Origin of the sequence: Pseudaminobacter salicylatoxidans (genome assembly GCF_003148475.1) — a bacterium.
Lineage (GTDB): Bacteria > Pseudomonadota > Alphaproteobacteria > Rhizobiales > Rhizobiaceae > Pseudaminobacter > Pseudaminobacter salicylatoxidans.
This window is the reverse complement of record NZ_QGGG01000007.1, coordinates 91,314-113,746: the sequence shown is the minus strand read 5'-3', so window position 1 is coordinate 113,746 and position 22,433 is coordinate 91,314. Positions and strand designations below refer to the sequence as shown.

Here is a 22,433-nt window from a genome sequence, read left to right as displayed (position 1 = left end):
GTCTATTGGGGATACCCCGTCAAACTCTAGAAACTGTCTTTCAACCACTGACTCATGCGATGCAGTCTCCCGCCTGTCCCGGTCATACGGAACCGGGAAACGCTGCTGATCTGGTTGATCTCGAAACTTGCCACCTGCGGATAGATCAACAGACCGACCGCTGCCGCGAAGGCCGGCCCCTTGGCCGCTTCCGGCAGGCTGGCCACGCCGAGCGGACGTCCGATCCGCACATTGCGACCCAGAATGCGCCGCGCCGCCTCCGGCAGCCCGGCAAGCTGGCTGGCGCCGCCAGTCAGCACCACACGCTTGCCCACGGCATTGCCGTAGCCCGACTTGTTCAGCCGGTCGCGCAGGATCTCCAGCGTCTCCTCGATGCGGGCGCGGATGATGCGCGTCATCACCGAGCGCGGCACCTGAAGCGGCACTTCCGCCTCGTCGGCGCCGATCGGCTGGATGGTGACGAGATCGCGGTCGTCCGAGCCGGCAGGCAGTGCCGAGCCGTGCATGACCTTCAGCCGCTCGGCGTCTTCCAGACGCGTCGAGAGGCCCTTGGCCATATCCATGGTGACGTGATTGCCGCCCACCGGAATGGCGTCCGCATAGACGAACTTGCCATCGGCAAAGACCGAGATCGTGGTGGTGCCGCCGCCCATGTCGATGCAGGCGGCGCCCATTTCCAGCTCGTCGTCCACCAGTGCCGCCAGGCCGCTCGCATAAGGCGTCGCGACCACACGCTCGACGGAGAGATGCGAGCGGTTGATGCACAGTTCGAGATTGCGCATGGGCGCGGCATCACCCGTCAGCACATGCATATCGACGCCGAGCGTCTCGCCCACCATGCCGCTGGGGTCGCGCACGCCACGCTCGGCATCCAGCGAAAACGCAACCGGCAGCGCATGCACCACCTCACGCTCGGCGCGCAGTGCCTGCTTGGCGCCGGCGGCGAGCACGCGCTTGATGTCGCCTGCCGAAGCTTCGTGGCCGCCAAGATTGATGGTGGCGGAAAAGGTCTGGCTCTTCAGCCGGCCGGCCGTCAGGTTGACGATCAGCGAGTCCACCGTCAGCCCGGCCATGCGCTCGGCCGCATCCACCGCCAGCCGGATGGCATGCTCGGCACGATCCAGATCGACCACCAGCCCGGACTTCACGCCCTGCGACTTCTGGTGCCCGATGCCAATGACCTTTGCCTGATGGGTGCGGCCGCGCAAAAGCTGACCCTCTGCCGCCGGCCGGAGCTTGGCGACGATGCAGCAGACCTTGCTCGAGCCGACATCCAGAACGGTTACGATGCCGGAGCGGCGCGACGAGGCATCATTTCGACCGCCGAGCAAACTCATATCCTTCTCCCCGGCTTGCCCTTGGCTGCCTTCAGCGCGGCTTCGCGACGCTCGACGGCGTCCGGCGTCAACTGAACGACAAGACGATCACCCAGCCGCATATCGACGGCCGCGATGTCACGCGACAGCAACCCCATATCGCGGTCCATCCTGACGAGATCGGCCAGCGCCGCATCCTCGCCATCCTCGGGCAGCTTCACCGTGATGCCGTTTTCCAGCCACAGATTCCAGCGGCGCTCGGCGACGCGAACATAACCCTTCACGCGACCGGCCAGCTCCGGGTAGCGCTGAACCTTTTCGAGGAAGCCGGCTGCCTGCTGCGCGGCGCCATAGCCCACCACCAGCGGCAGGGCGACATGACGCCCGCCGGTGAACGGCGCGATCACGCGACCATCCTTCTCCACGACCGAAAGCTCGTTCTCGTGCTGCCACACGGCGAACGGTTTGCGCTCCTCGATCTTAACTTCCAGCGCGTCGGGATAGATCTTGCGGACCGAAGCTTCCTCGACCCACGGAAGCGTGGCGATGCGCGCGCGTGCCTTTTCGGCATCGAAGCCGATCAGCGAGGTCCAGCCATCGAGCTCCAGCTTGTCGAGCACATCGATTTCGGAGGTCTCGCGATGACCGACCACCTTGACCTGATCGACGGCAAAACCGCTGCGCGCCGTGATCGCCTGCACCACGGCCGGCGTGTGACCACCCTCATAAGTGCCATAGGCCAGGCAACCCGCCAGGAAGACGCCGGAGGAAACGGTCGCCGCGAAGCGCGGCGGCGTGAAGTCGCCCTTGAACAGGCGCGCAAGGACGCGAGCCGGCTTGCGCAACCAGCGCGGCAGCACAAAGCCGTCAGCCGAGAAGAATATGCCGAACAGCCCGGACCTGGCCGCCCCTACCCTTCTCATATGCCCCGACCTCAACGCAAACACGAAGCGTCCTCCACAATCCAACTCAACAATTCACCAAATGAATGCCCCGCTTGCGCGGCGATTTCCGGCACCAGAGACGTCGGCGTCATGCCCGGCTGGGTATTCACTTCAAGCCACACGACCTCGCCATTTTCCGAATGGCGATCGTCGTAGCGGAAGTCCGACCGGGAGACGCCCCGGCACCCAATTGCCTGATGAGCCTTGAGTGCCAGTGTCTGTATTTTTTGGTAAATATTCGGTGAAACTTTCGCGGGGCATTCGTGTTTTGAGCCCCCCGGAACATATTTTGAATCGTAATCGTAAAAGGAATGTCCGGTCGGGATGATCTCGGTCACACCGAGCGCAACATCGCCCATCACCGCGCAGGTCAGCTCGCGGCCATGCACGTAACGCTCGACCATGACGACTTCGCCATATTTCCACTCCGACGAACCGATGACCTGCGGCGGATGCGACTGATCCTCCTGCACGATCACGACGCCGAAGCTCGACCCTTCATTGACCGGCTTGACCACATAAGGCGGCCGCATCGGATGCTTGCCGCCTATATCGAAGCGGCTCATCACGCGCGACTGCGCAACCGGAATGCCGGCGGCAGCGGCGACCTTCTTGGCCTTCTCCTTGTTCATTGCCAGCGCGGAGGCCAGCACACCGGAGTGGGTATAGGGGATTTCGAGATATTCCAGGATGCCCTGGATCGTGCCATCCTCGCCGAACGGCCCATGCAGGGCGTTGAAGGCCACATCCGGCTTCAACCCGGCCAGAACGGAAGAGACATTGCGATCCACATCGACGCGGGTGACGCGATAGCCGGCCTGCTCAAGCGCCTCGGCGCAGGCCTTCCCTGACGACAGGGAGATGGGCCGTTCGGAGGAAAACCCTCCCATCAACACCGCCACATGCTTTGCAGCCATATCCCGCAATTTCCCTCTCCACGGGCATCCAAATCACACATTTCCCTGAAATGAGTCCAAGTCTTCCGGCAGGAACCCCTCCAGACGGAAAACGCGTCAGCCGCGCCGTTACGACTCAAATCAGGAAACGCTTTAGTCCAAAGAATCAGAGAGTTGATTCCGTGACAAGCCCTTCGGATTCAAGAAGATTCAAATTTTCGATAAATTGAGTCGATTGACCCGCAAACACTGCGCGCGAGCCCTGTCTTGCCGCGTGAGCGCGAAACTTTGTTACAAAAGTTGACCCAGAAATTCCTGCACCTCGCGCCCCGGCCTGAAATCGCCGATACGCCTGATTTCCCAGTGCAGCCTGATGCCGGAAGTTTCCAGGACGCGCGCGCGCACCGTTTCGCCCAGATGCTCCAGATCGTAGCCGCTGGCAGTGCCGGTGTTGATCATGAAGTTGCAGTGCATGGGCGACATCTGCGCGCCGCCGATCATCAGGCCCCGGCAACCGGCCTTGTCGATCTCCTTCCAGGCCGACGTTCCGTCCGGATTCTTGAAGGTCGAGCCGCCCGTCTTCTCGCGGATCGGCTGCACCGTCTCGCGATGGTGCTGGACCGCGTCCATTTCGGCACGGATCTTCTCGCGATCTTCCGGATAGCCCTCGAACAGCGCCGAGGTGAAGATCAGTTCGGCAGGCACCGAGGAATGGCGATAGGAATAGCCCATGTCGGCATTGGACAGGACGTGCAGATTGCCCTGCCGGTCGAGCGCACGGACCTCCACGACACGCTCTCGCGTTTCCACGCCGTTGGCGCCGGCATTCATGCGCAGCGCGCCGCCGATGCCGCCCGGAATGCCGTGATAGAAATGGAAACCGCCAATGCCGGCCTCCAGCGCCACCGCCGCGACACGTTTGTCCGGCGCGGCAGCACCGGCCCTGATCCGCGTCGGCGACACTGCTTCGGCCTCGCCGAATCCCCTGGCCGAAAGCCGCACGACAAAGCCCCGCAAGCCGCCCTCGCGCACCAGAAGGTTGGAACCGATGCCGACCACCGTGACCGGTATTTCCTCCGGCACCGCGCGCAGGAAGGCCGCAAGGTCCTCCTCGTCGGCCGGCTGGAACAGCGCATCGACCGTACCACCGGCGCGAAACCAGGTGATCTTCTCCATCTCGGCATCCGGCGTGAGCCGGCCGCGCAGGCCCGAAAGCCTGTCGCCGAGCCTTGCGATCAGCTCCTCGCCCCTGCTCATGCCGCCTCCCCGCCGAGCTCCTTCGGCAGCGCATAAGCCCATTGCGTGATGTTACCGGCGCCCAGGAAGACGACGAAATCCCCCGGCTGGGCAAGGTCGCGCACAGTCGGGGCGATCGCCGCGGGCCCGTCGATATAGCGGGCATCGCGATGACCTCCGGCGCGGATGCGCGACACCAGCGCCTCGGAGTTGACGCCGTCGATCGGATCTTCGCCGGCCGTATAGACCGGAGCCACCATGACCGTATCGGCATCGTTGAAGCAGGCGGCAAAATCGTCCATCAGATCGTGCAGGCGCGTGAAGCGGTGCGGCTGGGCAATGGCGATGACGCGCCCCTGGCAGGCGTCGCGCGCGGCCCTCAGCACCGCCTTGATCTCCACCGGATGGTGCCCGTAATCATCGAACACGCTGACGCCGTTCCAGCTGCCGGTCGGCGTGAAGCGCCGCTTGACGCCGCCGAAGGAGGACAGGCCCTTGCGGATATCCTCATGCGAAAGCCCAAGCTCGTGCGCGACGGCAATCGCCGCCGTCGCGTTGGAGACGTTATGGCGGCCGGGCATCGGCAGGCGCAGATCGCCTATCGCCGTGCGCTCGCCCGTCTTACGGTTGCGGATGACCACGTCGAACAGCGAGGCCGCGCCATCCATGCGATGATTGATGAAGCGAACGTCCGCCTGCGCGTTCTCGCCATAGGTCACGACGCGGCGATCGTCGATGCGCGAAACCAGCGCCTGCACTTCCGGGTGGTCGGTGCACATCACGCCGAAGCCATAGAACGGCACGTTCTCGACGAACTGGCGGAACGCATCGCGCACCTTGTCGAAGGAGCCATAGTGGTCGAGATGCTCGGGATCGATATTGGTGACGACCGCGATGTCGGCCGGCAGCTTGAGAAAGGTGCCGTCACTCTCGTCGGCTTCAACCACCATCCATTCGCCCTCGCCCATGCGGGCATTGGTGCCATAGGCGTTGATGATGCCGCCATTGATGACGGTCGGGTCGAGCCCGCCGGCCTCCAGCAGCGTGGCCACCATCGACGTGGTCGTCGTCTTGCCATGCGTGCCGCCGATGGCGATGGCCTGTCGGAAGCGCATCAGCTCGGCCAGCATTTCCGCACGGCGCACGATGGGCAGCAGCTTTTCGCGCGCAGCCACCAGTTCCGGGTTTGATTTCCTGATCGCGGTGGAAACCACCACCACCTCGGCTTCGCCGATATTCTCGGCGCGATGGCCGACGAAGCACTCGATGCCTTTCTCGCGCAGACGCTGGACGTTCGGGCTCTCGGCCTGGTCCGATCCCTGCACCTTGTAGCCGAGATTGTGCAGCACCTCGGCGATGCCGCTCATGCCGATGCCACCGATGCCGATGAAGTGCACGAGGCCGATCGTTTGGGGCATCTTCATGGCTGCAACTCTTCCTTGATCTTGTCTATGGGTCTGCGCGCCGCAATAGCCTCTGTGAGATCGGCAAGCAACCGCACGGCATCCGGCTTGCCGGCCGTCTTCGCGGCGGCGGCCATCGCGTTCAGCCGATCCGGATCGGTCATGAGAGAACCGATCAGCGCCGAAAGCCCCTCCACCGAAAGCGCTGTCTGGGCATGCACTTCGGCACCGCCGAGTTGCGCCAGTGTGGCGGCGTTCGCCGCCTGGTCGTGATCGAGCGCGTAGGGATAAGGCACCAGCAGCGCCGGGCGACCGATCGCTGCGATTTCGGAGACGGTGGAAGCGCCCGAGCGCGCGATCACCAGATGCGCCTCCGCGATGCGCGCCGCCATGTCCGGAAAGAAAGGCAACACATGCGCCTCTATTCCCAGTTCGGCATAGGCCGCCATGACGCGGCCGACACCTTCCGCCCGCGCCTGCTGCACGATGCTGAGGCGCTTGCGCAGAGGCTCCGGCAGCGCCGCGATCGCCGGCGGCACGGCATCGGAGAAGAACTGCGCGCCCTGGCTGCCGCCGAAGACGAGCAGCCGGAACGGCTCCCCCGCCCCCGATGGCCGGTAACCGCCGCGCGCCGCATCGAGCACGGCGGGACGCACCGGATTGCCCGTCACGATCGTCTTGTCGGCATAGGTGCTGGCCTGCTCGCCGAGGAAGCCGCCGGCAATCGCCGTCACGCGCGAGGCGAGCGCCTTGTTGGCGCGCCCCATCACCGCATTCTGCTCATGCACCAGCGAAGGCACGCCGCGCCGCGTGGCGGCATAAAGCGGCGGCAGCGTCGGATAGCCGCCGAAGCCGATGGCAACGGCGGGATTGATCCGCCGGATGAGGTCGGAGGACTGGCGAAAACCACGCCAGATCGTCCAGAACGACGACGCCAGCTTCAGCGGGTTGCGCGAGCCGATGGTCGCCGATGCGATGGGGTGGATGGCCGAAGCCGGAAAATTGCCGGCATAGCGGCCGGCGCGGTCGTCGGTGGCGAGATGGATCTCCCAACCACGCGCTTTCAACTCATGCGCCAGCGCCTCGGCCGGAAAAAGATGGCCGCCGGTTCCGCCGGCGGCGAGCAATGCGATCTTTCTTGCCATTTCACTCCGCCGCTACGGCATGCTTGGAAAACTCCGGAAAGCCGAGCGACTTGCGCCGCGCCGGCCGTTTGCGCGTCAACGCAAGCACCATGCCCATCGAGATTGCAATGGCGATCTGCGAAGAGCCGCCATAGGAGATGAAGGGCAGCGTCATGCCCTTGGCCGGCATGAGCTGGAGATTGACACCCATGTTGATGACGGACTGCAGGCCGAACACCACGACAAGCCCCGCCACCGCATAACGGGTGAAATCGTCATGCTCCTTGAGCGCGATGTTCAGGCCCCGCAGCACGATGAAGGCGAACAGCACCATGATCAGCATGCACATGATGACGCCGAACTCCTCGCCGGCCACGGCGAAAACGAAGTCGGCATGACTGTCCGGGATCACCCGCTTGACCGTGCCCTCGCCCGGCCCGACGCCGAACCAGCCGCCATTGATCACCGCCTCGCGGCCCATATCGACCTGGAACGTATCGCCCTCGCCGGTGAGGAAGCGGTCGATACGGCCCGCCACGTGCGGAAAGACCGTATAGGCCGCCAGCGCCCCGCCGACGCCGAGCGCGCCCAGCACGATAATCCATAGCCACGGCATTCCGGCCATGAAGAACATCACGCCCCATGTGCCCAGCACCAGCATGGTCTGGCCGAGGTCCGGCTGCGCCACGAGCAATGCCAGCACCAGTCCCAGCAGGATGACGGCAAACAGGTTGCCTGGAATGTCGGGATGCCGCGAATGCTCTGCAAACAGCCACGCGCAGACGATGACGAAGGCCGGCTTCAGGAATTCTGAAGGCTGGATCGAGACGCCGGCGAAGGATACCCAGCGCCGCGCGCCCTTGACCTCGACGCCGATGAACAGAACCGCCACCATCAGCACCAGCGCTATGCACAGCATGAGAAGCGCCATGCGCCGCACCTCGCGCGCCTCGAGGAAGGACACCGCGATCATCACCGCCAGCGCAGGCAGGGTGAAGAAGATCTGGCGCGTCGCGAAGTGGAAGCTGTCGAGGCCGATACGCTCGGCCACGGCCGGGCTCGCCGCGAAGGAAAGCACGATGCCCAACCCCATCAGGAGCAGGAAGGCGGCGAGAAACCAGCGGTCCACCGTCCGCCACCAGACGGCAACCGGGCTTCTGTCCAGACGGCTGCTTGCCATTATCGTGTCCCTCCGATCGGCTTGACCTTGTCGATCGCGGCCACCGCTTCCCGGAAGGCGTCGCCGCGCACTTCGAAATTCTTGAACTGGTCGAAACTCGCACAGGCCGGCGAGAGCAGCACCACCGCTTCGCCGCCATCGTCGAGGGCGGCATCGTGGGCGGCGTGCTCGACCGCGGCCGACAGCGTGCCGGAAATCTCGTAGGGCACCGCCTCGCCGAGCGTGGCGGAGAAGGCAGGCGCGGCCTCGCCGATCAGATAGGCCTTGGCGATGCGCGGGAACAGCCCGCGCAACGGCTCGATGCCGCCCTCCTTGGGCAATCCGCCGGCAATCCAGTAGATGCGCGAGAAGCTCGACAGCGCCGGCGCGGAAGCATCGGCGTTGGTTGCCTTGGAATCATTGACGAACAGCACATGGTCCCTGCGCCCCACCTGCTCCATGCGGTGCGCCAGGCCGGGGAAGCTTTCCAATCCGGACTGGATTTCCCCGAGATCGAGGCCGACCTTGAGGCAGGCGACCACCGCAGCCAGCGCGTTCTGCGCATTGTGCTGTCCGCGAAGCGAGCCGATGCCCTCCAGGAAGCCGATGCGGCTGTAGCGCCCGTGGCTGGCTTCCATCAGGTCCTGGCCGTCGGCGAAATAGCCGTCGGTCAGCGGCAGGCGCTTGGAAATGCGCACGACTTCCTTGCCGGCCTTTTCGAGGCGGTCGGCAATCTGCGCGCAATAGACGTCGTCCACCCCGATGATAGCCGTGTTGCTGCCTGCCACCAGCCGTTCCTTGATGGAGGCATAGTGCTGCATCGTGCCGTGCCGGTCGAGATGGTCCGGCGTCAGGTTGAGCAGCACGCCCGCGGTCGGGTTGATCGAGGGTGCGAGGTCGATCTGGTAGGACGAGCATTCGACCACATAGTTCCGGTCGGCCCGCAGCGGATCGAGCGTCATCACCGCCCGGCCGATATTGCCGCCCATCTGCGCATCGCGACCCGAAGCCGCGATGATATGGGCGGTCAGGGCCGTGGTGGTCGACTTGCCGTTGGTGCCGGTGATGGCAATGAAAGGCGCTTCCGGCGCGCCGGCCGTGCGCTCGCGCGCGAAAAGTTCGACGTCGCCGATCACCTCGACGCCCGCCGCGCGCGCCAGTTCGACCGTCCAGTGCGGCTTGGGATGCGTCAGCGGCACGCCCGGCGAAAGCACGAAGGAGGCGAAGCCGTTCCAGTCGGCCTGCCGCAGATCGCCGGTAACGATGCCTTCCGCCTCGGCTTTCACCACGCTTTCGGGGTTGTCGTCCCAGGCAAGAACCTCGGCTCCCCCCTCGATGAGCGAACGGGCGGTGGCGACACCCGAGCCGCCGAGCCCGAAGAGGGCTATGCGTCTGCCGCCGAAAGAGCGTGCTGCTATCATGGGTTTACCGCAGCTTGAGGGTCGAAAGGCCGATCAGGGCAAGCATCACGGCAATGATCCAGAAGCGGATCACCACCTGGCTTTCGGTCCAGCCGAGCTTCTCGAAATGATGGTGGATCGGCGCCATCAGGAACACGCGCCGGCCGGTCATCTTGAAGAAGCCGACCTGGATGATGACCGACAGCGCCTCCATGACGAACAGGCCGCCGATGATGGCAAGCACGATCTCGTGCTTGGTGGCGACCGCCACGGTGCCGATGAGGCCGCCCAGCGCCAGCGAGCCGGTGTCGCCCATGAAGATGGCGGCGGGCGGCGCATTGAACCAGAGGAAGCCGAGACCCGCGCCGATCACCGCGCCGAGGATCACCGCCAGTTCGCCGGTGCCGGGCACGAAGTGAATCTGCAGATATTCGGCGAAGACCGCGTTGCCCGAAAGATAGGCGATGACGCCGAAGGAGGCGGCCGCGATCATGATCGGCACGATGGCGAGGCCGTCGAGCCCATCGGTCAGGTTCACCGCGTTGCCTGCGCCGACGATGACGAAGCAGGCGAAGGGTATGAAGAACCAGCCGAGGTTGATCAGGAAATCCTTGACAAAGGGGAAGGTCAGCGAAGACGAGAACGGCGCCTGCCCCGCATGCATGATTACCCAGCCGGCAACAGCCGCGATCAGGAACTCGATGCCGAGCCGCGCCTTGCCCGAAAAGCCCAGATGCGACTGCTTGGTGACCTTGAGATAGTCGTCATAGAAGCCGATGGCGCCGAAGCCGAGCGTAACCAGCAGCACCGTCCATACATAGACGCTGGTGATATTGGCCCACAGCAGCGACGAGCCGACGATGCCCGACAGGATCATCAGCCCGCCCATGGTCGGCGTGCCGGCTTTCTTGAAATGGGTCTGCGGGCCATCGGCACGGATCGGCTGGCCGCGACCTTGCCGCAGGCGCAGGGAATCGATGATCGTCGGTCCGAAGATGAAAACGATCAGCGCCGCCGTGATCAGCGCGCCGCCGGTGCGGAACGTGATGTAGCGAAAGACGTTGAAGACCGAGAAATGGTCCGAGAATTCGACGAGCAGGGTTAGCATCTTGGGCGTTTCCAGAACCATTATCCGTGTTGAGTGGCGTTTCCCGCAGCTTCCGGAAACCGCTCCATGAGCGCGTCGACCAGTTTTGCGAAACCGATGCTTTTCGATGCCTTCACCATGACGACATCGCCCGGCCGGATCGCCTGCATCAGCACCAGCCTCAGTTCCTCGCCATTGGCGCGATGCTCGGCCGGGAATTCCTCGGGCAGCCGATCGGCCAGCGCCCGCATTTCCGGGCCGGCCAGAAACACAAGGTCGGTGCTCGTCTTGGCGATGAGGTCGGCGAGCGCGCCGTGCAGCCTGGAGGAATGGTCGCCGAGTTCGAGCATGTCGCCCAGCACCGCGATGCGGCGCGCGCCCGGCTCCACGGGAGTCGCTTCCAGCAGCGACATCGCGGCCTTCATGGACGCCGGATTGGCGTTATAGCTTTCATCGATGAGCGTGAAGGTGCCGCCCGGCAACCGCAATTTATGCCGTCGCCCGCGGCCGCGCTCGGGCACCAGATCGCCCATCGCCAGCGCGACGCGGGCGACATCGGCGTCCACCAGCTTCGCGGTGCCGAGAACGGCAAGCACATTCTGGACGACATGGCGGCCGGGCGCGCCGATCTTGGCGGCCACTTCCTGTCCATCGACATCGGCCGTCATGATCGAATGGTCGGCATGCAGCACGAAATTGGTGAGGCGCACCTGCGCCTTGGCGTTCTCGCCATAGCCGATGACCTTTTTCACGCCGGCCTGACGCGCGAGTTCGTCCAGCAGCCTGAAGCGTCCGTCATCGCGATTGAGCAGCGCCGTTCCGCCCGGCTCCAGCCCCTCGAAAATCTCGGCCTTGGCGCGGGCGATGTCGTCCATGCTGTTGAAATGGCCGAGATGTGCCGGGGCGATCGAGGTGACGATGGCGACATGCGGGCGCACCATCTTCACCAGCGGGCGGATTTCGTTTTCGTGGTTCATGCCGATCTCGAACACGGCATAGTCGCATTCCGCCGGCATACGAGCGAGCGTCAGCGGCACACCCCAATGGTTGTTGAAGGAAGCGGCCGAAGCATGGACGCTGCCCACCGCCGAGAGACCGTGGCGCAGCGCTTCCTTGGTGCTGGTCTTGCCGACGGAGCCGGTCACGGCAACGATTCGGGCCTGCGCGCGGTCGCGCGCGGCGATGCCCAGCTTTTCAAGTGCCTCCAGCACATCGGGCACCACGATCATCGGCGCGGTCAGCCGGCCGAGCGCCGGCAGCTTCTCCTCCGACACGACCAGCAGCACCGCGCCCGCCTTCACGGCGGCGGTGGCGAAGTCGTGGCCGTCCATGGTTTCGCCCCTGATGGCGAAAAATGCGTCACCCGGCTGCAGCGAGCGGCTGTCGATGGAAATGCCGCTCACGCCTCTCGGCAGATGCCCGAGGGGGCGGCCGTCCATGGCGGCAACAAGCGCATCCGAAGTCCATAGCAAATTCATGCAGTATGCTCCTTCAGAGCCCGCCGCACCTCTTCATGATCCGAGAACGGAAGCGTCTCGGCACCTACCGTCTGCCCTTCCTCGTGTCCCTTGCCCGCCACGATCAGCGTATCGCCTGCGTGCAGCATCGCCACCGCCTCGCGAATCGCCTGCCGCCTGTCGCCGATCTCGATGGCGCCGGGGGCCGCGGCCAGGATCGCCGCGCGAATTTCCTTGGGCACTTCCGAGCGCGGATTGTCGTCGGTCACGATAGCGACGTCCGCCAGCCGCGTGGCGATCTCGCCCATGATCGGGCGCTTGCCGCGGTCACGGTCGCCGCCGCAGCCGAACACCACGACGACACGCCCGGTAGTGAACGGGCGCACGGATGCCAGCACATTTTCCAGCGCATCGGGCTTGTGCGCGTAATCGACATAGACGGGAGCGCCCTCGGCGGTCGTGCCGACCAGGTCGAGCCGGCCCGGCGCGCCCTGGAGCTTCTCGAGCGCGGCCAGCGCTTTCGCGGTCGGCGTTCCCGTCGAGATGGCAAGACCAGCGGCGACGAGCGCATTGCAGACCTGGAAATCGCCGGCCAATGGCAGGTCTATCTCGTAGAACACGCCGTCAGCTTCGATCTCGACCTGCTGGCGGAAGCGCCCATGCTCGACCCGCTTGATCTGCAGGAAGTCGCCGTGGCGACCGACCGTCAGCACGTTCACGCCGGCAACGCGGGCCGCTTCGATGGTGGGCGCGGACCATTTGTCGTCGGCGAAGATCACCGCCGGCGCCCCCTTGGGCAGCAGCGCATCGAACAGACGCAGCTTGGCGCGGTGATACTCCTCGACCGTGGGGTGATAATCCATGTGGTCGCGGCCGAGATTGGTGAAGCCACCGGCCGCGAGCTTCACGCCATCCAGACGGCGCTGGTCCAGCCCGTGACTGGAGGCCTCCATGGAGGCATGGGTAACGCCCGCATCGGCGAGTTCCGCCAGCAGGCGATGCAGTTCGACCGGATCGGGCGTGGTCAGCGAGCCATATTCGTTGCGGCCCGGCGCGACGACGCCCGTGGTGCCGATGCTGGCGGCGGCAAGGCCCGCCTGCTCCCAGATCTGGCGCGTGAAGGCGGCAACCGAGGTCTTGCCGCTGGTGCCGGTCACCGCAACCATGGTCTCGGGCTGGCGCGCCGCAAAGCGCGCGGCCATCATGGCCAGCGCATGACGCGGATCGTCGACCAGGATCACCGGAACCCGATCGGAAGTGATCGCGGCATCCTTGCCGGCGACGATGGCCGCCGCGCCACGCTTTTCGGCGTCGGCGGCGTAGGCCGTGCCGTCGACCTTGGTGCCTTGCAGGGCCACGAAGATGTCGCCGGGGCCGACCCGGCGGGAATCCGAAGTCACCCCGCCTGTTTCCACTTCGTCGGGGAAAGTCCCTTCGACAGGCAGGATTCCGGCGAGCTCTTTCAGTTTCATCGAGGTCCGTTCGTTACAAACAAAGGCGCGCTTTGCCGGCGCGCCTCGAGAATCAATCGTAGGAAACCAGCGTAGCTGTACTTTCATGGCCGAATTCGGGCTTCACGCCAAGAAATGAAGCGGATCGCCGGATGATATTGGATACGATCGGCGCGGCGTTGAAACCCGCCGTCGCCCCCGTGCCCGGCTTCTCGGGCTTGGGCTCATCGACAATGCTGAGCACTACATATTGTGGGTCGTCCATGGGGAAAGCGGCAAGGAAAGCATTGAAGCGAACATTGTTCGCATAGCGCCCGTTGACGACCTTTTCAGCCGTTCCCGTCTTGCCGCCGACGCGATAGCCGGGAACAGCCGCGCGCCGGCCCGAACCCTTCTCCGCATTGAGCAGATAGAGATAGCGCATGTCCTGGCTGGTCTTTGCGCTTACCACCTGCCTTGCCGCATCCATTGCCTCTTCCTGCGTGCGCGGCAGGAAGGTCGGGTTCATCAGATAGCCGCCATTCACCAGCGCCGCCGCTCCCACAGCCGTCTGTAACGGCGTGGTGGACATGCCGTGGCCGAAGGAGATGGTGATCGAGTGCACCTTCTTCCACACCTTCGGTTCGGTCGGCCGCGCCACTTCCGGCAGTTCCGTCTGCATGCGGTCGAGCAGGCCCACGCGCTTCAGGAACTCGCGATGCCCTTCGATGCCGACCACGTCGGCCTCGCGCGCCGAGCCGATATTGGAGGAATAGATGAACACTTCCGGCACGGTCAGAACCCTGCCCTTGCCGTGGAAGTCACGGATGGTCTGGCGCCCGATGGTGATCGGTCGCGTCGCGTCGAAGGTGCTGTTGAGCGTCACCTTGCCGGAATCGAGCGCCATAGCCGTGGTGAAGCTCTTGATGGTCGAGCCCATTTCGTAGACGCCCGCCGACATGCGGTTGAGCCTGTCCTTGTCGAGCGCGTTGTACGGATTGTTCGGATCGAAATCCGGCACCGAGGCCATCGCCAGCACTTCGCCGGTCTTGACGTTGAGCACCACCGCGCCAGCCGCGATGGCATGATACTTCTCCAGCGCGCTCGCCACTTCGTCGCGCACGATGTGCTGCACGCGCAGGTCGATCGACAGCCGCACGGGCTTCAGATCCTTGGCCACCGCCAGGCCGGAGGCCTGGAGATCGGCAAGTCCCTGATCGTCGATATATTTTTCCATCCCGGCGATGCCCTGATTGTCGATATTGGTCAGGCCGAGAATGTGCGATGCGGTCGGGCCGCCGGGGTAGAAGCGCCGCTTTTCGGTGCGGAAGCCGATGCCGGGCAAGCCGAGCGCCATGATGTCCGACTGCTGCCTGGGCGTGAGCTGGCGCTTGATCCAGACAAAGCCCGCGCCACTTTTCAGCTTCTTGTAGGTCTGCTCCACCTCGATATCGGGCAGCACGGTGGACAGCTTCTCGATCACTTCGTCGGCATCGACGATGCGACGTGGCTCGGCAAACAGCGAGGCGGTCTTGATGTCGGTCGCCAGCACCTCGCCGTTGCGATCGACGATGTCGGGACGCGACGCCGTCACGCGCGACACCGGCCCGGAACCCTCATCGGGTTCGAGCATGCCAAGATAAACCAGCCGCCCGGCGATGGTGGCATAGATGCCGAAAAACACCGCCATGGTCATCACGACGCGGTTCTTCGTGCGGCCGCCGGTGGCCTTGCGGGCACCATCGACGACGATGGACGCGGTGGAAGCCTCGGCCTTGGAAAGGCGCTTGCGCCAGAGCTTCATCATCTCACAACCGCTCCAGTCACCACCTTATCCGTGCCGTTTTGCGCCATGCCGCCCAGTGGCCTGGACGACAAATCCTCTATCTCGACCGGGCGTGTCGGAAGATCATCCAGCCCCACCACCTGCCGTGGATCGACGGTCTGGAGCTGCAGCTCGTCCTGATAGGTTTCCGCCAGGCTTTGCAGCCGCGAAGGTTGCGTCAGCAGGCTCCAGTCAGCCTTGAGGAGATCGATGGAATCCTCCTCGAAGCGGATTTGTTGCTCGATCTTGCGCACGCCAAGCAGTTCCGCCTCGGCCTCATGCTTGGTCTTGTAGGTAAAGGCCGCCGCCGAAACCATCACCGCGATCAGAACTATGTCGGTAGTGCGAAACATGATCCTACCTTTCTGCGGCAGTGCGGATTTCGGGAAGCTTGGGCAGCCCGAAAATCGAGATATCCGCCGGGCGTGCCGGCGCGGCGGTGCGGATCGCCGCCCGCAGCTTGGCCGAACGCGCGCGCGGATTGGCTTCGATCTCGGCTTCGCCCGGCGCAATCGCGCCGCCCGACTTGTCGAATGTCGCCGCTTTCACCTGCGTTTCGGGCAGGTAGCGGGAACCGGCGGCCGTGCCCGAACGATCTGCGATGAAGCGTTTGACGATGCGATCCTCCAATGAATGGAAAGTGACCACGACCAGCCTGCCGCCGGGCTTCAGGGCGCGCTCGGCCGCGAACAGGGCGCGCGCCAGTTCGCCAAGCTCGTCATTGACGTAGATGCGCAGCGCCTGGAAGACGCGGGTCGCCGGGTGGATCTTGTCCTTCGGATTGCGCCCGACCGTGTCGGCAATGGCTTCCGCCAGGTCGCGCGTGCGCTCGAACGGACGTTCGGCGCGGCGCCTCTCGATCATGCGGGCGATGCGCCCGGCATGACGCTCCTCGCCCAGAAAGCCGAAGATGCGGGCAAGGTCGCCGGGTTTGAAGCGGTTGACCACGTCAGCGGCGCTCAGGCCCGCCTGCGCCATGCGCATGTCGAGCGGGCCGTCGGCGCGAAAGGAGAACCCCCGTTCGGCCTGGTCGAGCTGCATGGAGGACACGCCGATGTCGAGCACCACGCCATCCGCGCCCGAAGCATGGGCGTCGAGGCTGGAGAACGGTGCCTGCACCAGCCGCAGATGGCCGCCCGAACCGGCTTCCATCTCGCGCCCGGCCGAAATCGCGTCCGGATCGCGGTCGATGGCGATGACATCGGCGCCCGTCGCCAGAATGGCGCGGGTATAGCCGCCCGCGCCGAAAGTTCCGTCAACGATCGTCTCGCCCGGCTTCGGGGCCAGCGCGGCAATCACCTCGTCGAGAAGAACCGGAATGTGGCGGGCCGGTCCGCCAACGGCATGATCGTCTTCGCCGCTGCCCGCCATCACTCCGTCTCTCCTGCCTGCTTCACGCCTGTCCCCTGCCGAAGCTTCATAAGCCGCGAGCGCACCTGCGCCCCATAGGCGCGCAGCCGCTCCGGCTCCCACATCTGGAAAAAGGCGCCGCGCCCCACGAATGCCACCTCCGAGGAAATGCCCGTGTGCTCGCGCATGAAATCCGTGACCGTGATGCGGCCATCCTGGTCGAGCTTCAGGAACATCCCGTCGCCATGGCAGAAGAACGACATGTCGTCCGCCGTCTGCAGGAAAGGATCTTCCAGCGCAATGCGCTGCTCGTACCGATCGAGCAGGTCGAGCCCGCCCACATCCAGCGCCGGAATGTCCAGCGCGCGCAGCGCGTAAAGCTCGCCATAGCCGCGCTTCTGCAGTACGGAACGGAAATGCGCCGGAACCGAGACGCGGCCCTTGGCGTCGATCCTGTTCACCGCGCTGGACAGAAACCGGTCCGTCATTCGATCTAGCCGCCTCCGTCATGCCGCCCGCCGCGCGCCCCGCCAAATGGGCCGGCAGGCGCGCCTTCGCCCCTGCATTCCGGTTCTCAAACGCAAAAATGCCAATGCGCGTTGCCGCCGCGGCTACCCGCTTGGGGAACGCTTCACCCGGAACCGAAACGAAGTCTTGATTGTCCGAATGGGATAACATGGGCCAATATGGGCGTCAACGGGAACGAACTGCACGACAGCCGCATTGCCGGTCATCCTGAGCGACACGGCGGCATTGCAACCTTTATCGTCCATTAAGCCTAACGAACCGTTTATGCCGACACCGGCCCGTTAATTCATTGCTCATGAAATGCGCGGCCGCCCCGCCTCATCGACCTCAATGCCCGCAACCGCCCCCTGCATCTGCAGGCGACGTCCCGGAACGCGGATCGACGATGTCGAGAGAAGGAGATATGCCAGCCGGCCTGTAAGCCGGGTTCTGTATGGCCCTTGGGCCTTGCGGCTCAAGAACGTGGCGACCATTCATCTTGGACGCATGTTGCCATGCGCCTCATGCAACCTACCCGGACGACTGGGCCGGAAACAGCCCTGAGGGTCGCCCCTCGCGTCGTCCCTATTCGGTTTTGCTCCCGGTGGGGTTTACCGTGCCGCTCCTGTTGCCAGTCGCGCGGTGGGCTCTTACCCCACCCTTTCACCCTTACCGCGAAAGAAATCGCGGCGGTTTGCTTTCTGTGGCACTGTCCCTGGGGTCGCCCCCGCCGGTCGTTATCCGGCACCGTGTTTCCATGGAGCCCGGACTTTCCTCACTCGCGTCCTTTCGGCGCTTGCGAGTGCGGTCGCCCGGCCAGCTGGCATGCGTATAAAGTCATTCGCGCGGCAAAACGCAAATGAAAAAGCCTGCCTGCATGGCCGAACCGGGCGATTTGTCCCCCGACAACCCGCATCAGTTCAACGCGAGCTGCTGCTTGACCTTGCTGCAATAGGCCGCCGAAACCGGATTCATGCGCTTGGCGCCATGGCCGGCATTGTATTTCAGGATCGTCCCGCAGGTGCTGCCACCGCCGAGCGAATGGGCGAGCGCCAGATACTTCATGCCGAACTTGATGTTGGTTTCGGGATCGAACAGCCCTTTGGCGCTGCCGCTGTAACCCATCATGCGGGCCGTGGCAGGCTTGATCTGCATCAGTCCGATCTCACCGGCGCCACCGCGCGCGTTGGACCGGTAGTTGCTCTCGACCTTGATGACGGCATGGGCAAGCGCCACCGGAACGCCATAGGCCGAAGCGTAGCGGGAAACGATCTGGCTGTACTGGACATTGGCGAAGCGGGCATCGGACTTGACGGCACCGCCGAACAGCGAAGCGATCGACGAGGTCTTGGTGCCGTCGATGCCCGGATAACCGGTCTTCGTGTTCACGACCACCTTGGTGCGCTGCTGCTTGGCGACGCGGGCGGTCTTCTTCGTCTTTTTCGTCGTCTTCTTCTTGCTGGTATGGACCTTCTTCGAGGTCTTCGCGGTCTTCTTGGTGGAGGACTTCTGCTCCGTGGTGTTCAGCGCAACCTTCTGATGCGACGACACTCCCGGAAGGCCTTCCGCAGAAGCGACGGAGACGTTTTGCGCCGATCTGGAGACTTTCGATGTATGAGGCTGGGCGTTTGCGGCAAAGCTCGTCAGCACGGCAGCAACAGCTGCCGCTGTCGCGGTCAGTTTTTTCATGTGTACCTTGTCTATTCTTGGCCGCGCGATCGAGTCACGCAGCATACCCTTACTCAACAGCAAGCCATCTTCGAGATAGCCTGGCCGTCACACGCAAAGGGATTTGCCAACCGATTGGGCGGCAATGAAGGCTGCCGAAATCACATTACATGACAAAATGTAACCTGTTGGCCGGCAGCAATACTTCACGCAAAGCGTTCGGGAAGCGCCCAAAGCAGGCGGCGCAGCGTCTCGACGGTCGCGGGATCGGCGATGCCATCGACCCTGCGGGGACGAAAATGGCGCTGGAAGGCCGCCACGACAATTTCCGTTTCCGCGTCGAAAGATCCCGTTATTTCAACGCCGTATCCATATATCGCCAGCATCGACTGCAATTCTTCGACGCCCGCCCCCGCATCGCCGCGCCCAAACGCTGCGCCGCTGCGGACATTGGCCGGGGAAACGAAATGGCCGATGCCGGCGCGCGCCAGGATGGCCCACGGAAACTTTTCCCCCGGATCAACCTTGCGACCGGGTGCCACATCAGAATGTGCTAAAATTCGTTCCGGCGTCATGCCGTGGCGCTCGATTATGCCCCGGCAAAGCTCAATTACGGCCGCAATCTGGCACTTCGGAAAGGCGGGATAGCCCAATTCGTGCCCCGGATTGACGATTTCGATGCCCACCGACCATGAATTCACGTCGGTGTTGCCCTGCCAGGAACTTCTGCCGGCATGCCATGCACGGTCGCGCTCGCGCACCATCTGCACGATGCGCCCGTCCTCATGCACCAGATAATGCGACGAAACCTCGCTCACCGGGTCGCACAGCCACGCCTCGGCGCCGTCGCCGGTGGGCATTCCCGTATAGTGAAGAATGACCATGTCCGGCCGATCGGTGCCGCGCCTTGGGGTGAAATTGGGCGAAACCCTCACATCGGCGCCGGGATGGTCGGGCAGAAATCCGCTCATGCCGCCCGCGCCGCCTTTTCGATCAGTTCATAGGCGGCGTTGATGGCGGCGACCCGGCTTGTGGCGATGCGGATGAATTCTTCCGGCAGGCCGCGGGCGATGAGCCTGTCAGGATGATTATGGGCGATCAACCGGCGATAGTGCGCGCGCACATCGGAAAAAGGCCGGTCACGTCCGATGCCCAGCACGCGGTAGGGGTCGGCGTCGCCCAGGTCGAGATGCCGCGCCAGGATCGTCTGGTAGTGGCTCTCCTCGATGCGGAAGATTTCCGACACGCGCTTCAGGAACCAGCTTTCGCGCTCGTGCAACAGACCGTCAGCCTTGGCGATATGGAACAGGCCGTCGAGGATGTCCTCCAGCATGGCGCAATTCTTGTGTCCCGTGCCGCAGAGCGAAGCCATGCGCCGGGCGTAATATTCGAAACCGGCGACATCCTGCCTGGCGAAGTCGTAGAGGCGGGCGACGTTACGCTCTTCTTCGGGCGGCACCGAGAAAATCTCGCGGAAGGCCCGAATCTCATCCTGCGTGACGACGCCGTCCGCCTTGGCCATCTTCGCCGACAGCGCAATCATCGCCACCGAGAAGGCGACGCGGCGACGCAGTTCCGCATCCCCCTGGAACAGGGTGCGGACGGCCTCGACGACATCTCCGATACCGTTGGCAGCCGAGGAAGAGAGGAAAACGAAGAAATCGCCAATGCGCGCCCAAATCGACATGGCCGTTTCTTAAGCTGGAATGCCGCTTTATGCGAGAGGGTTTGTTCGACCGGGCGCGCTTCGGGTTTGGTCGAGACCATGGCAGAAAGGCCGGGGAAACCCGGCCTTTCGCGCAGCAGACGCCGCGAATTTGGGGGACTGCCTGTCGTTTTACTGAGCAGGCGCGGCGGGCTGTTGCTGCTGCATGGTTCCGCCGGTGCCCGTGTTGGTGTCGGGCGCGGGCGTGGTCGGAGCAGCGGCCGGCGGCGAGCTTTGTTCGTTGGCCGGCGGCGTCGTGCTCTGTGTCGTCGTGTTGTCGGTGTTGTCGCTGCAGGCGGCAATGCCGAACAGGGCTACGGCGGCGGCAGACGCGAGAATGGCTTTCTTCATAAATGTTCTCCTTCACCAGTCAGGCCCGGTGCGGGAGACACCGGGCAGTCGCCTTCAAAACGGCGTGACCGGGCATTCGGTTTCGTCAACTACGCTGACTCAAGGAAACATTTCGTCAGCGGTCGATCTCCGTCTCCAGCGCCTTGACAAGCGCCGCCACCATCGCCTGCGGGCGATAGCCGAGACTGTCGGGCGTCAGGCCGAGCCGGATGACTGCCAGCTTTTGCGAAGGCACGATGGCGATGGACTGGCCGTCATGGCCGAGCATCCAGAACGTATCGGACGGCAGGTCGAAGCCGCCTTCTTCGCGTCCCGGCACTTCCTCCTTCGGCCCGACCAGCCAGAGCTGGCCACGCCCGTAGCGGCCGTGGGAAGCGGGCGCCGGCTCGCGCATCCAGGAAACAAACCCCTCGGGCAGCAGGGGCACGCCGTTCCACATGCCATCATCGATCAGGAACTGCGCAAAGCGTGCCCAGTCATGCGCCGTGGCATATAAATAAGAAGAGCCGACAAAGGTGCCGCGGGCATCGGTTTCCATCACCGCGCTCGTCATGCCCAGCGGATCGAACAGCGCCGTGCGCGGCCAGGCCAGCGCCACCGCGCGGTTGCCCACTGCATTCTGCCACAGGCGCGACAGCATCACCGCCGTGCCGCTGGAGTAGCTCCATACCTTGCCGATTTCGCCGGCGAGCGGCTTGGCTTGCGCAAAACCCGCCATGTCAGGCTCCAGATAGAGCATGCGCGTGACATCGGCCACCGCGCCATAATCCTCATTGAATTCCAGGCCGGACGACATCGCCATCAGGTCGGCGAGGCTGATTTTCGCCCTGTCGTCATCCTTCCAGGCATCGAACAGAGCGGTCGCCTCCAGCGACGTCTTGTGCGCCTTCATCAACGTGCCGATGATCGCGGCGTTGACCGTCTTGGTCATCGACCAGCCGAGCAGCGGCGTGGAGGGCGAAAATCCGTCGCCATAGCGCTCACCGACGATGCGGCCGTCCTTGATCACCACCACCGCGCGCATGCCCGGACCCGTCCCTCCGGCATCGTCGAGAATGGTATTGACGATCTGGTTCTGCGAGGGTTCGACGCGCTCCCCGCGCGGCCAAAGCGAATGCGGGTCGATGCCTTCCGCCGGCGGCTCCTGCGAGAAGGCCTTCGCCGCGGCAACATTGCCGTCCGGCACCGTCGCGCAGCCGCCATTGTCGCGCGCCACGGCAAGGCCGCCGCCGAACAGACCGAACAGCCCGGCCGAGACCGTGGCTTTCTCGGAATCGACCTCGGCCGACATCAGCCGCAGCACCGGGTGGCCGGGTGCCTGCACATCCGTCGCCAGCACGTCCTGGGCGTCGCGGCCGGCAACGAAAACGTTGGAGCAGACGATCTTGGCGGTATAGCCCGCCGCCACCCGGATCAGAGCCGGCGGGGCGGCGTAGAGCCATAGGCAGAGGATGACGAGCGCGACAACGACCAGCCCGGCAACCCACTTCACGGCTTTCAGCAAAGTGCGCATCCGCTTCCCCTCCACTCCGGCACTGGACTTCTGACGATTCCTCACGCAAATTTTGCAACCAG

At 64.2% G+C, this 22,433-nt stretch carries 20 protein-coding genes and 1 other RNA gene; all 21 read right to left on the bottom strand.

The window, feature by feature from the left end; genetic code table 11:
* Positions 1–26: 26 nt before the first annotated feature.
* Entirely contained in the window at positions 27–1,337 is a 1,311-nt protein-coding gene (gene ftsA / locus C7441_RS11510) for a cell division protein FtsA (protein WP_109612988.1), read from the bottom strand.
* On the bottom strand, positions 1,334–2,263 hold the full coding sequence (locus tag C7441_RS11505; RefSeq protein ID WP_170125094.1) for a cell division protein FtsQ/DivIB: 930 nt from the start codon (positions 2,261–2,263) through the stop codon (positions 1,334–1,336). Before C7441_RS11505 ends, ftsA begins: the two co-directional genes overlap by 4 nt.
* Positions 2,251–3,177, bottom strand: coding sequence for a D-alanine--D-alanine ligase (locus tag C7441_RS11500; protein ID WP_109612987.1), 927 nt, complete (start codon positions 3,175–3,177; stop codon positions 2,251–2,253). Before C7441_RS11500 ends, C7441_RS11505 begins: the two co-directional genes overlap by 13 nt.
* 270 nt (positions 3,178–3,447) lie before the next feature.
* Positions 3,448–4,413, bottom strand: a complete 966-nt coding sequence (gene murB / locus C7441_RS11495) for a UDP-N-acetylmuramate dehydrogenase (RefSeq protein WP_109612986.1) — start codon at positions 4,411–4,413, stop codon at positions 3,448–3,450.
* Positions 4,410–5,816 carry a UDP-N-acetylmuramate--L-alanine ligase gene (gene murC / locus C7441_RS11490; protein WP_019171497.1) on the bottom strand — a complete coding sequence of 469 codons (1,407 nt, stop codon included), beginning with the start codon at positions 5,814–5,816 and terminating at the stop codon, positions 4,410–4,412. Before murC ends, murB begins: the two co-directional genes overlap by 4 nt.
* Positions 5,813–6,940, bottom strand: coding sequence for an undecaprenyldiphospho-muramoylpentapeptide beta-N-acetylglucosaminyltransferase (gene murG, locus C7441_RS11485; RefSeq protein WP_109612985.1), 1,128 nt, complete (start codon positions 6,938–6,940; stop codon positions 5,813–5,815). The genes murC and murG overlap by 4 nt, the downstream gene beginning before the upstream one ends.
* Position 6,941: 1 nt before the next feature.
* Positions 6,942–8,099: a putative lipid II flippase FtsW gene (ftsW, locus tag C7441_RS11480; RefSeq protein WP_109612984.1), complete on the bottom strand. Its 1,158-nt coding sequence runs from the start codon at positions 8,097–8,099 to the stop codon at positions 6,942–6,944.
* Positions 8,099–9,499, bottom strand: a complete 1,401-nt coding sequence (gene murD / locus C7441_RS11475; RefSeq protein WP_109612983.1) for a UDP-N-acetylmuramoyl-L-alanine--D-glutamate ligase — start codon at positions 9,497–9,499, stop codon at positions 8,099–8,101. The genes ftsW and murD overlap by 1 nt, the downstream gene beginning before the upstream one ends.
* Before the next feature lie 4 nt (positions 9,500–9,503).
* Complete coding sequence (mraY, locus tag C7441_RS11470) at positions 9,504–10,586, bottom strand: phospho-N-acetylmuramoyl-pentapeptide-transferase (RefSeq protein WP_019171493.1); 1,083 nt, start codon at positions 10,584–10,586, stop codon at positions 9,504–9,506.
* Positions 10,587–10,606: 20 nt separating this feature from the next.
* A complete protein-coding gene (locus tag C7441_RS11465; RefSeq protein ID WP_109612982.1) occupies positions 10,607–12,043 on the bottom strand; it encodes a UDP-N-acetylmuramoylalanyl-D-glutamyl-2,6-diaminopimelate--D-alanyl-D-alanine ligase in 1,437 nt (478 codons plus the stop codon).
* Positions 12,040–13,494 carry a UDP-N-acetylmuramoyl-L-alanyl-D-glutamate--2,6-diaminopimelate ligase gene (locus C7441_RS11460; RefSeq protein WP_109612981.1) on the bottom strand — a complete coding sequence of 485 codons (1,455 nt, stop codon included), beginning with the start codon at positions 13,492–13,494 and terminating at the stop codon, positions 12,040–12,042. Before C7441_RS11460 ends, C7441_RS11465 begins: the two co-directional genes overlap by 4 nt.
* Positions 13,495–13,546: 52 nt before the next feature.
* Complete coding sequence (locus C7441_RS11455; protein WP_210205632.1) at positions 13,547–15,259, bottom strand: peptidoglycan D,D-transpeptidase FtsI family protein; 1,713 nt, start codon at positions 15,257–15,259, stop codon at positions 13,547–13,549.
* Complete coding sequence (gene ftsL / locus C7441_RS11450; protein WP_109612979.1) at positions 15,256–15,630, bottom strand: cell division protein FtsL; 375 nt, start codon at positions 15,628–15,630, stop codon at positions 15,256–15,258. Before ftsL ends, C7441_RS11455 begins: the two co-directional genes overlap by 4 nt.
* A gap of 4 nt (positions 15,631–15,634) precedes the next feature.
* On the bottom strand, positions 15,635–16,648 hold the full coding sequence (gene rsmH, locus C7441_RS11445) for a 16S rRNA (cytosine(1402)-N(4))-methyltransferase RsmH (protein ID WP_109612978.1): 1,014 nt from the start codon (positions 16,646–16,648) through the stop codon (positions 15,635–15,637).
* Positions 16,648–17,115: a division/cell wall cluster transcriptional repressor MraZ gene (gene mraZ, locus C7441_RS11440; protein ID WP_019171487.1), complete on the bottom strand. Its 468-nt coding sequence runs from the start codon at positions 17,113–17,115 to the stop codon at positions 16,648–16,650. The genes rsmH and mraZ overlap by 1 nt, the downstream gene beginning before the upstream one ends.
* Before the next feature lie 442 nt (positions 17,116–17,557).
* An RNA gene (rnpB, locus tag C7441_RS11435) (RNase P RNA component class A) lies at positions 17,558–17,958 on the bottom strand.
* A gap of 91 nt (positions 17,959–18,049) precedes the next feature.
* A complete protein-coding gene (locus C7441_RS11430; protein WP_170125092.1) occupies positions 18,050–18,823 on the bottom strand; it encodes a lytic transglycosylase domain-containing protein in 774 nt (257 codons plus the stop codon).
* Positions 18,824–19,008: 185 nt separating this feature from the next.
* Positions 19,009–19,773, bottom strand: coding sequence for an N-acetylmuramoyl-L-alanine amidase (locus tag C7441_RS11425; RefSeq protein WP_109612976.1), 765 nt, complete (start codon positions 19,771–19,773; stop codon positions 19,009–19,011).
* Positions 19,770–20,489, bottom strand: a complete 720-nt coding sequence (locus tag C7441_RS11420; RefSeq protein WP_019171484.1) for a J domain-containing protein — start codon at positions 20,487–20,489, stop codon at positions 19,770–19,772. Before C7441_RS11420 ends, C7441_RS11425 begins: the two co-directional genes overlap by 4 nt.
* A gap of 150 nt (positions 20,490–20,639) precedes the next feature.
* On the bottom strand, positions 20,640–20,858 hold the full coding sequence (locus C7441_RS11415) for a hypothetical protein (RefSeq protein ID WP_109612975.1): 219 nt from the start codon (positions 20,856–20,858) through the stop codon (positions 20,640–20,642).
* A gap of 115 nt (positions 20,859–20,973) precedes the next feature.
* Positions 20,974–22,371, bottom strand: coding sequence for a serine hydrolase domain-containing protein (locus tag C7441_RS11410; protein WP_109613087.1), 1,398 nt, complete (start codon positions 22,369–22,371; stop codon positions 20,974–20,976).
* Positions 22,372–22,433 lie beyond the last annotated feature (62 nt).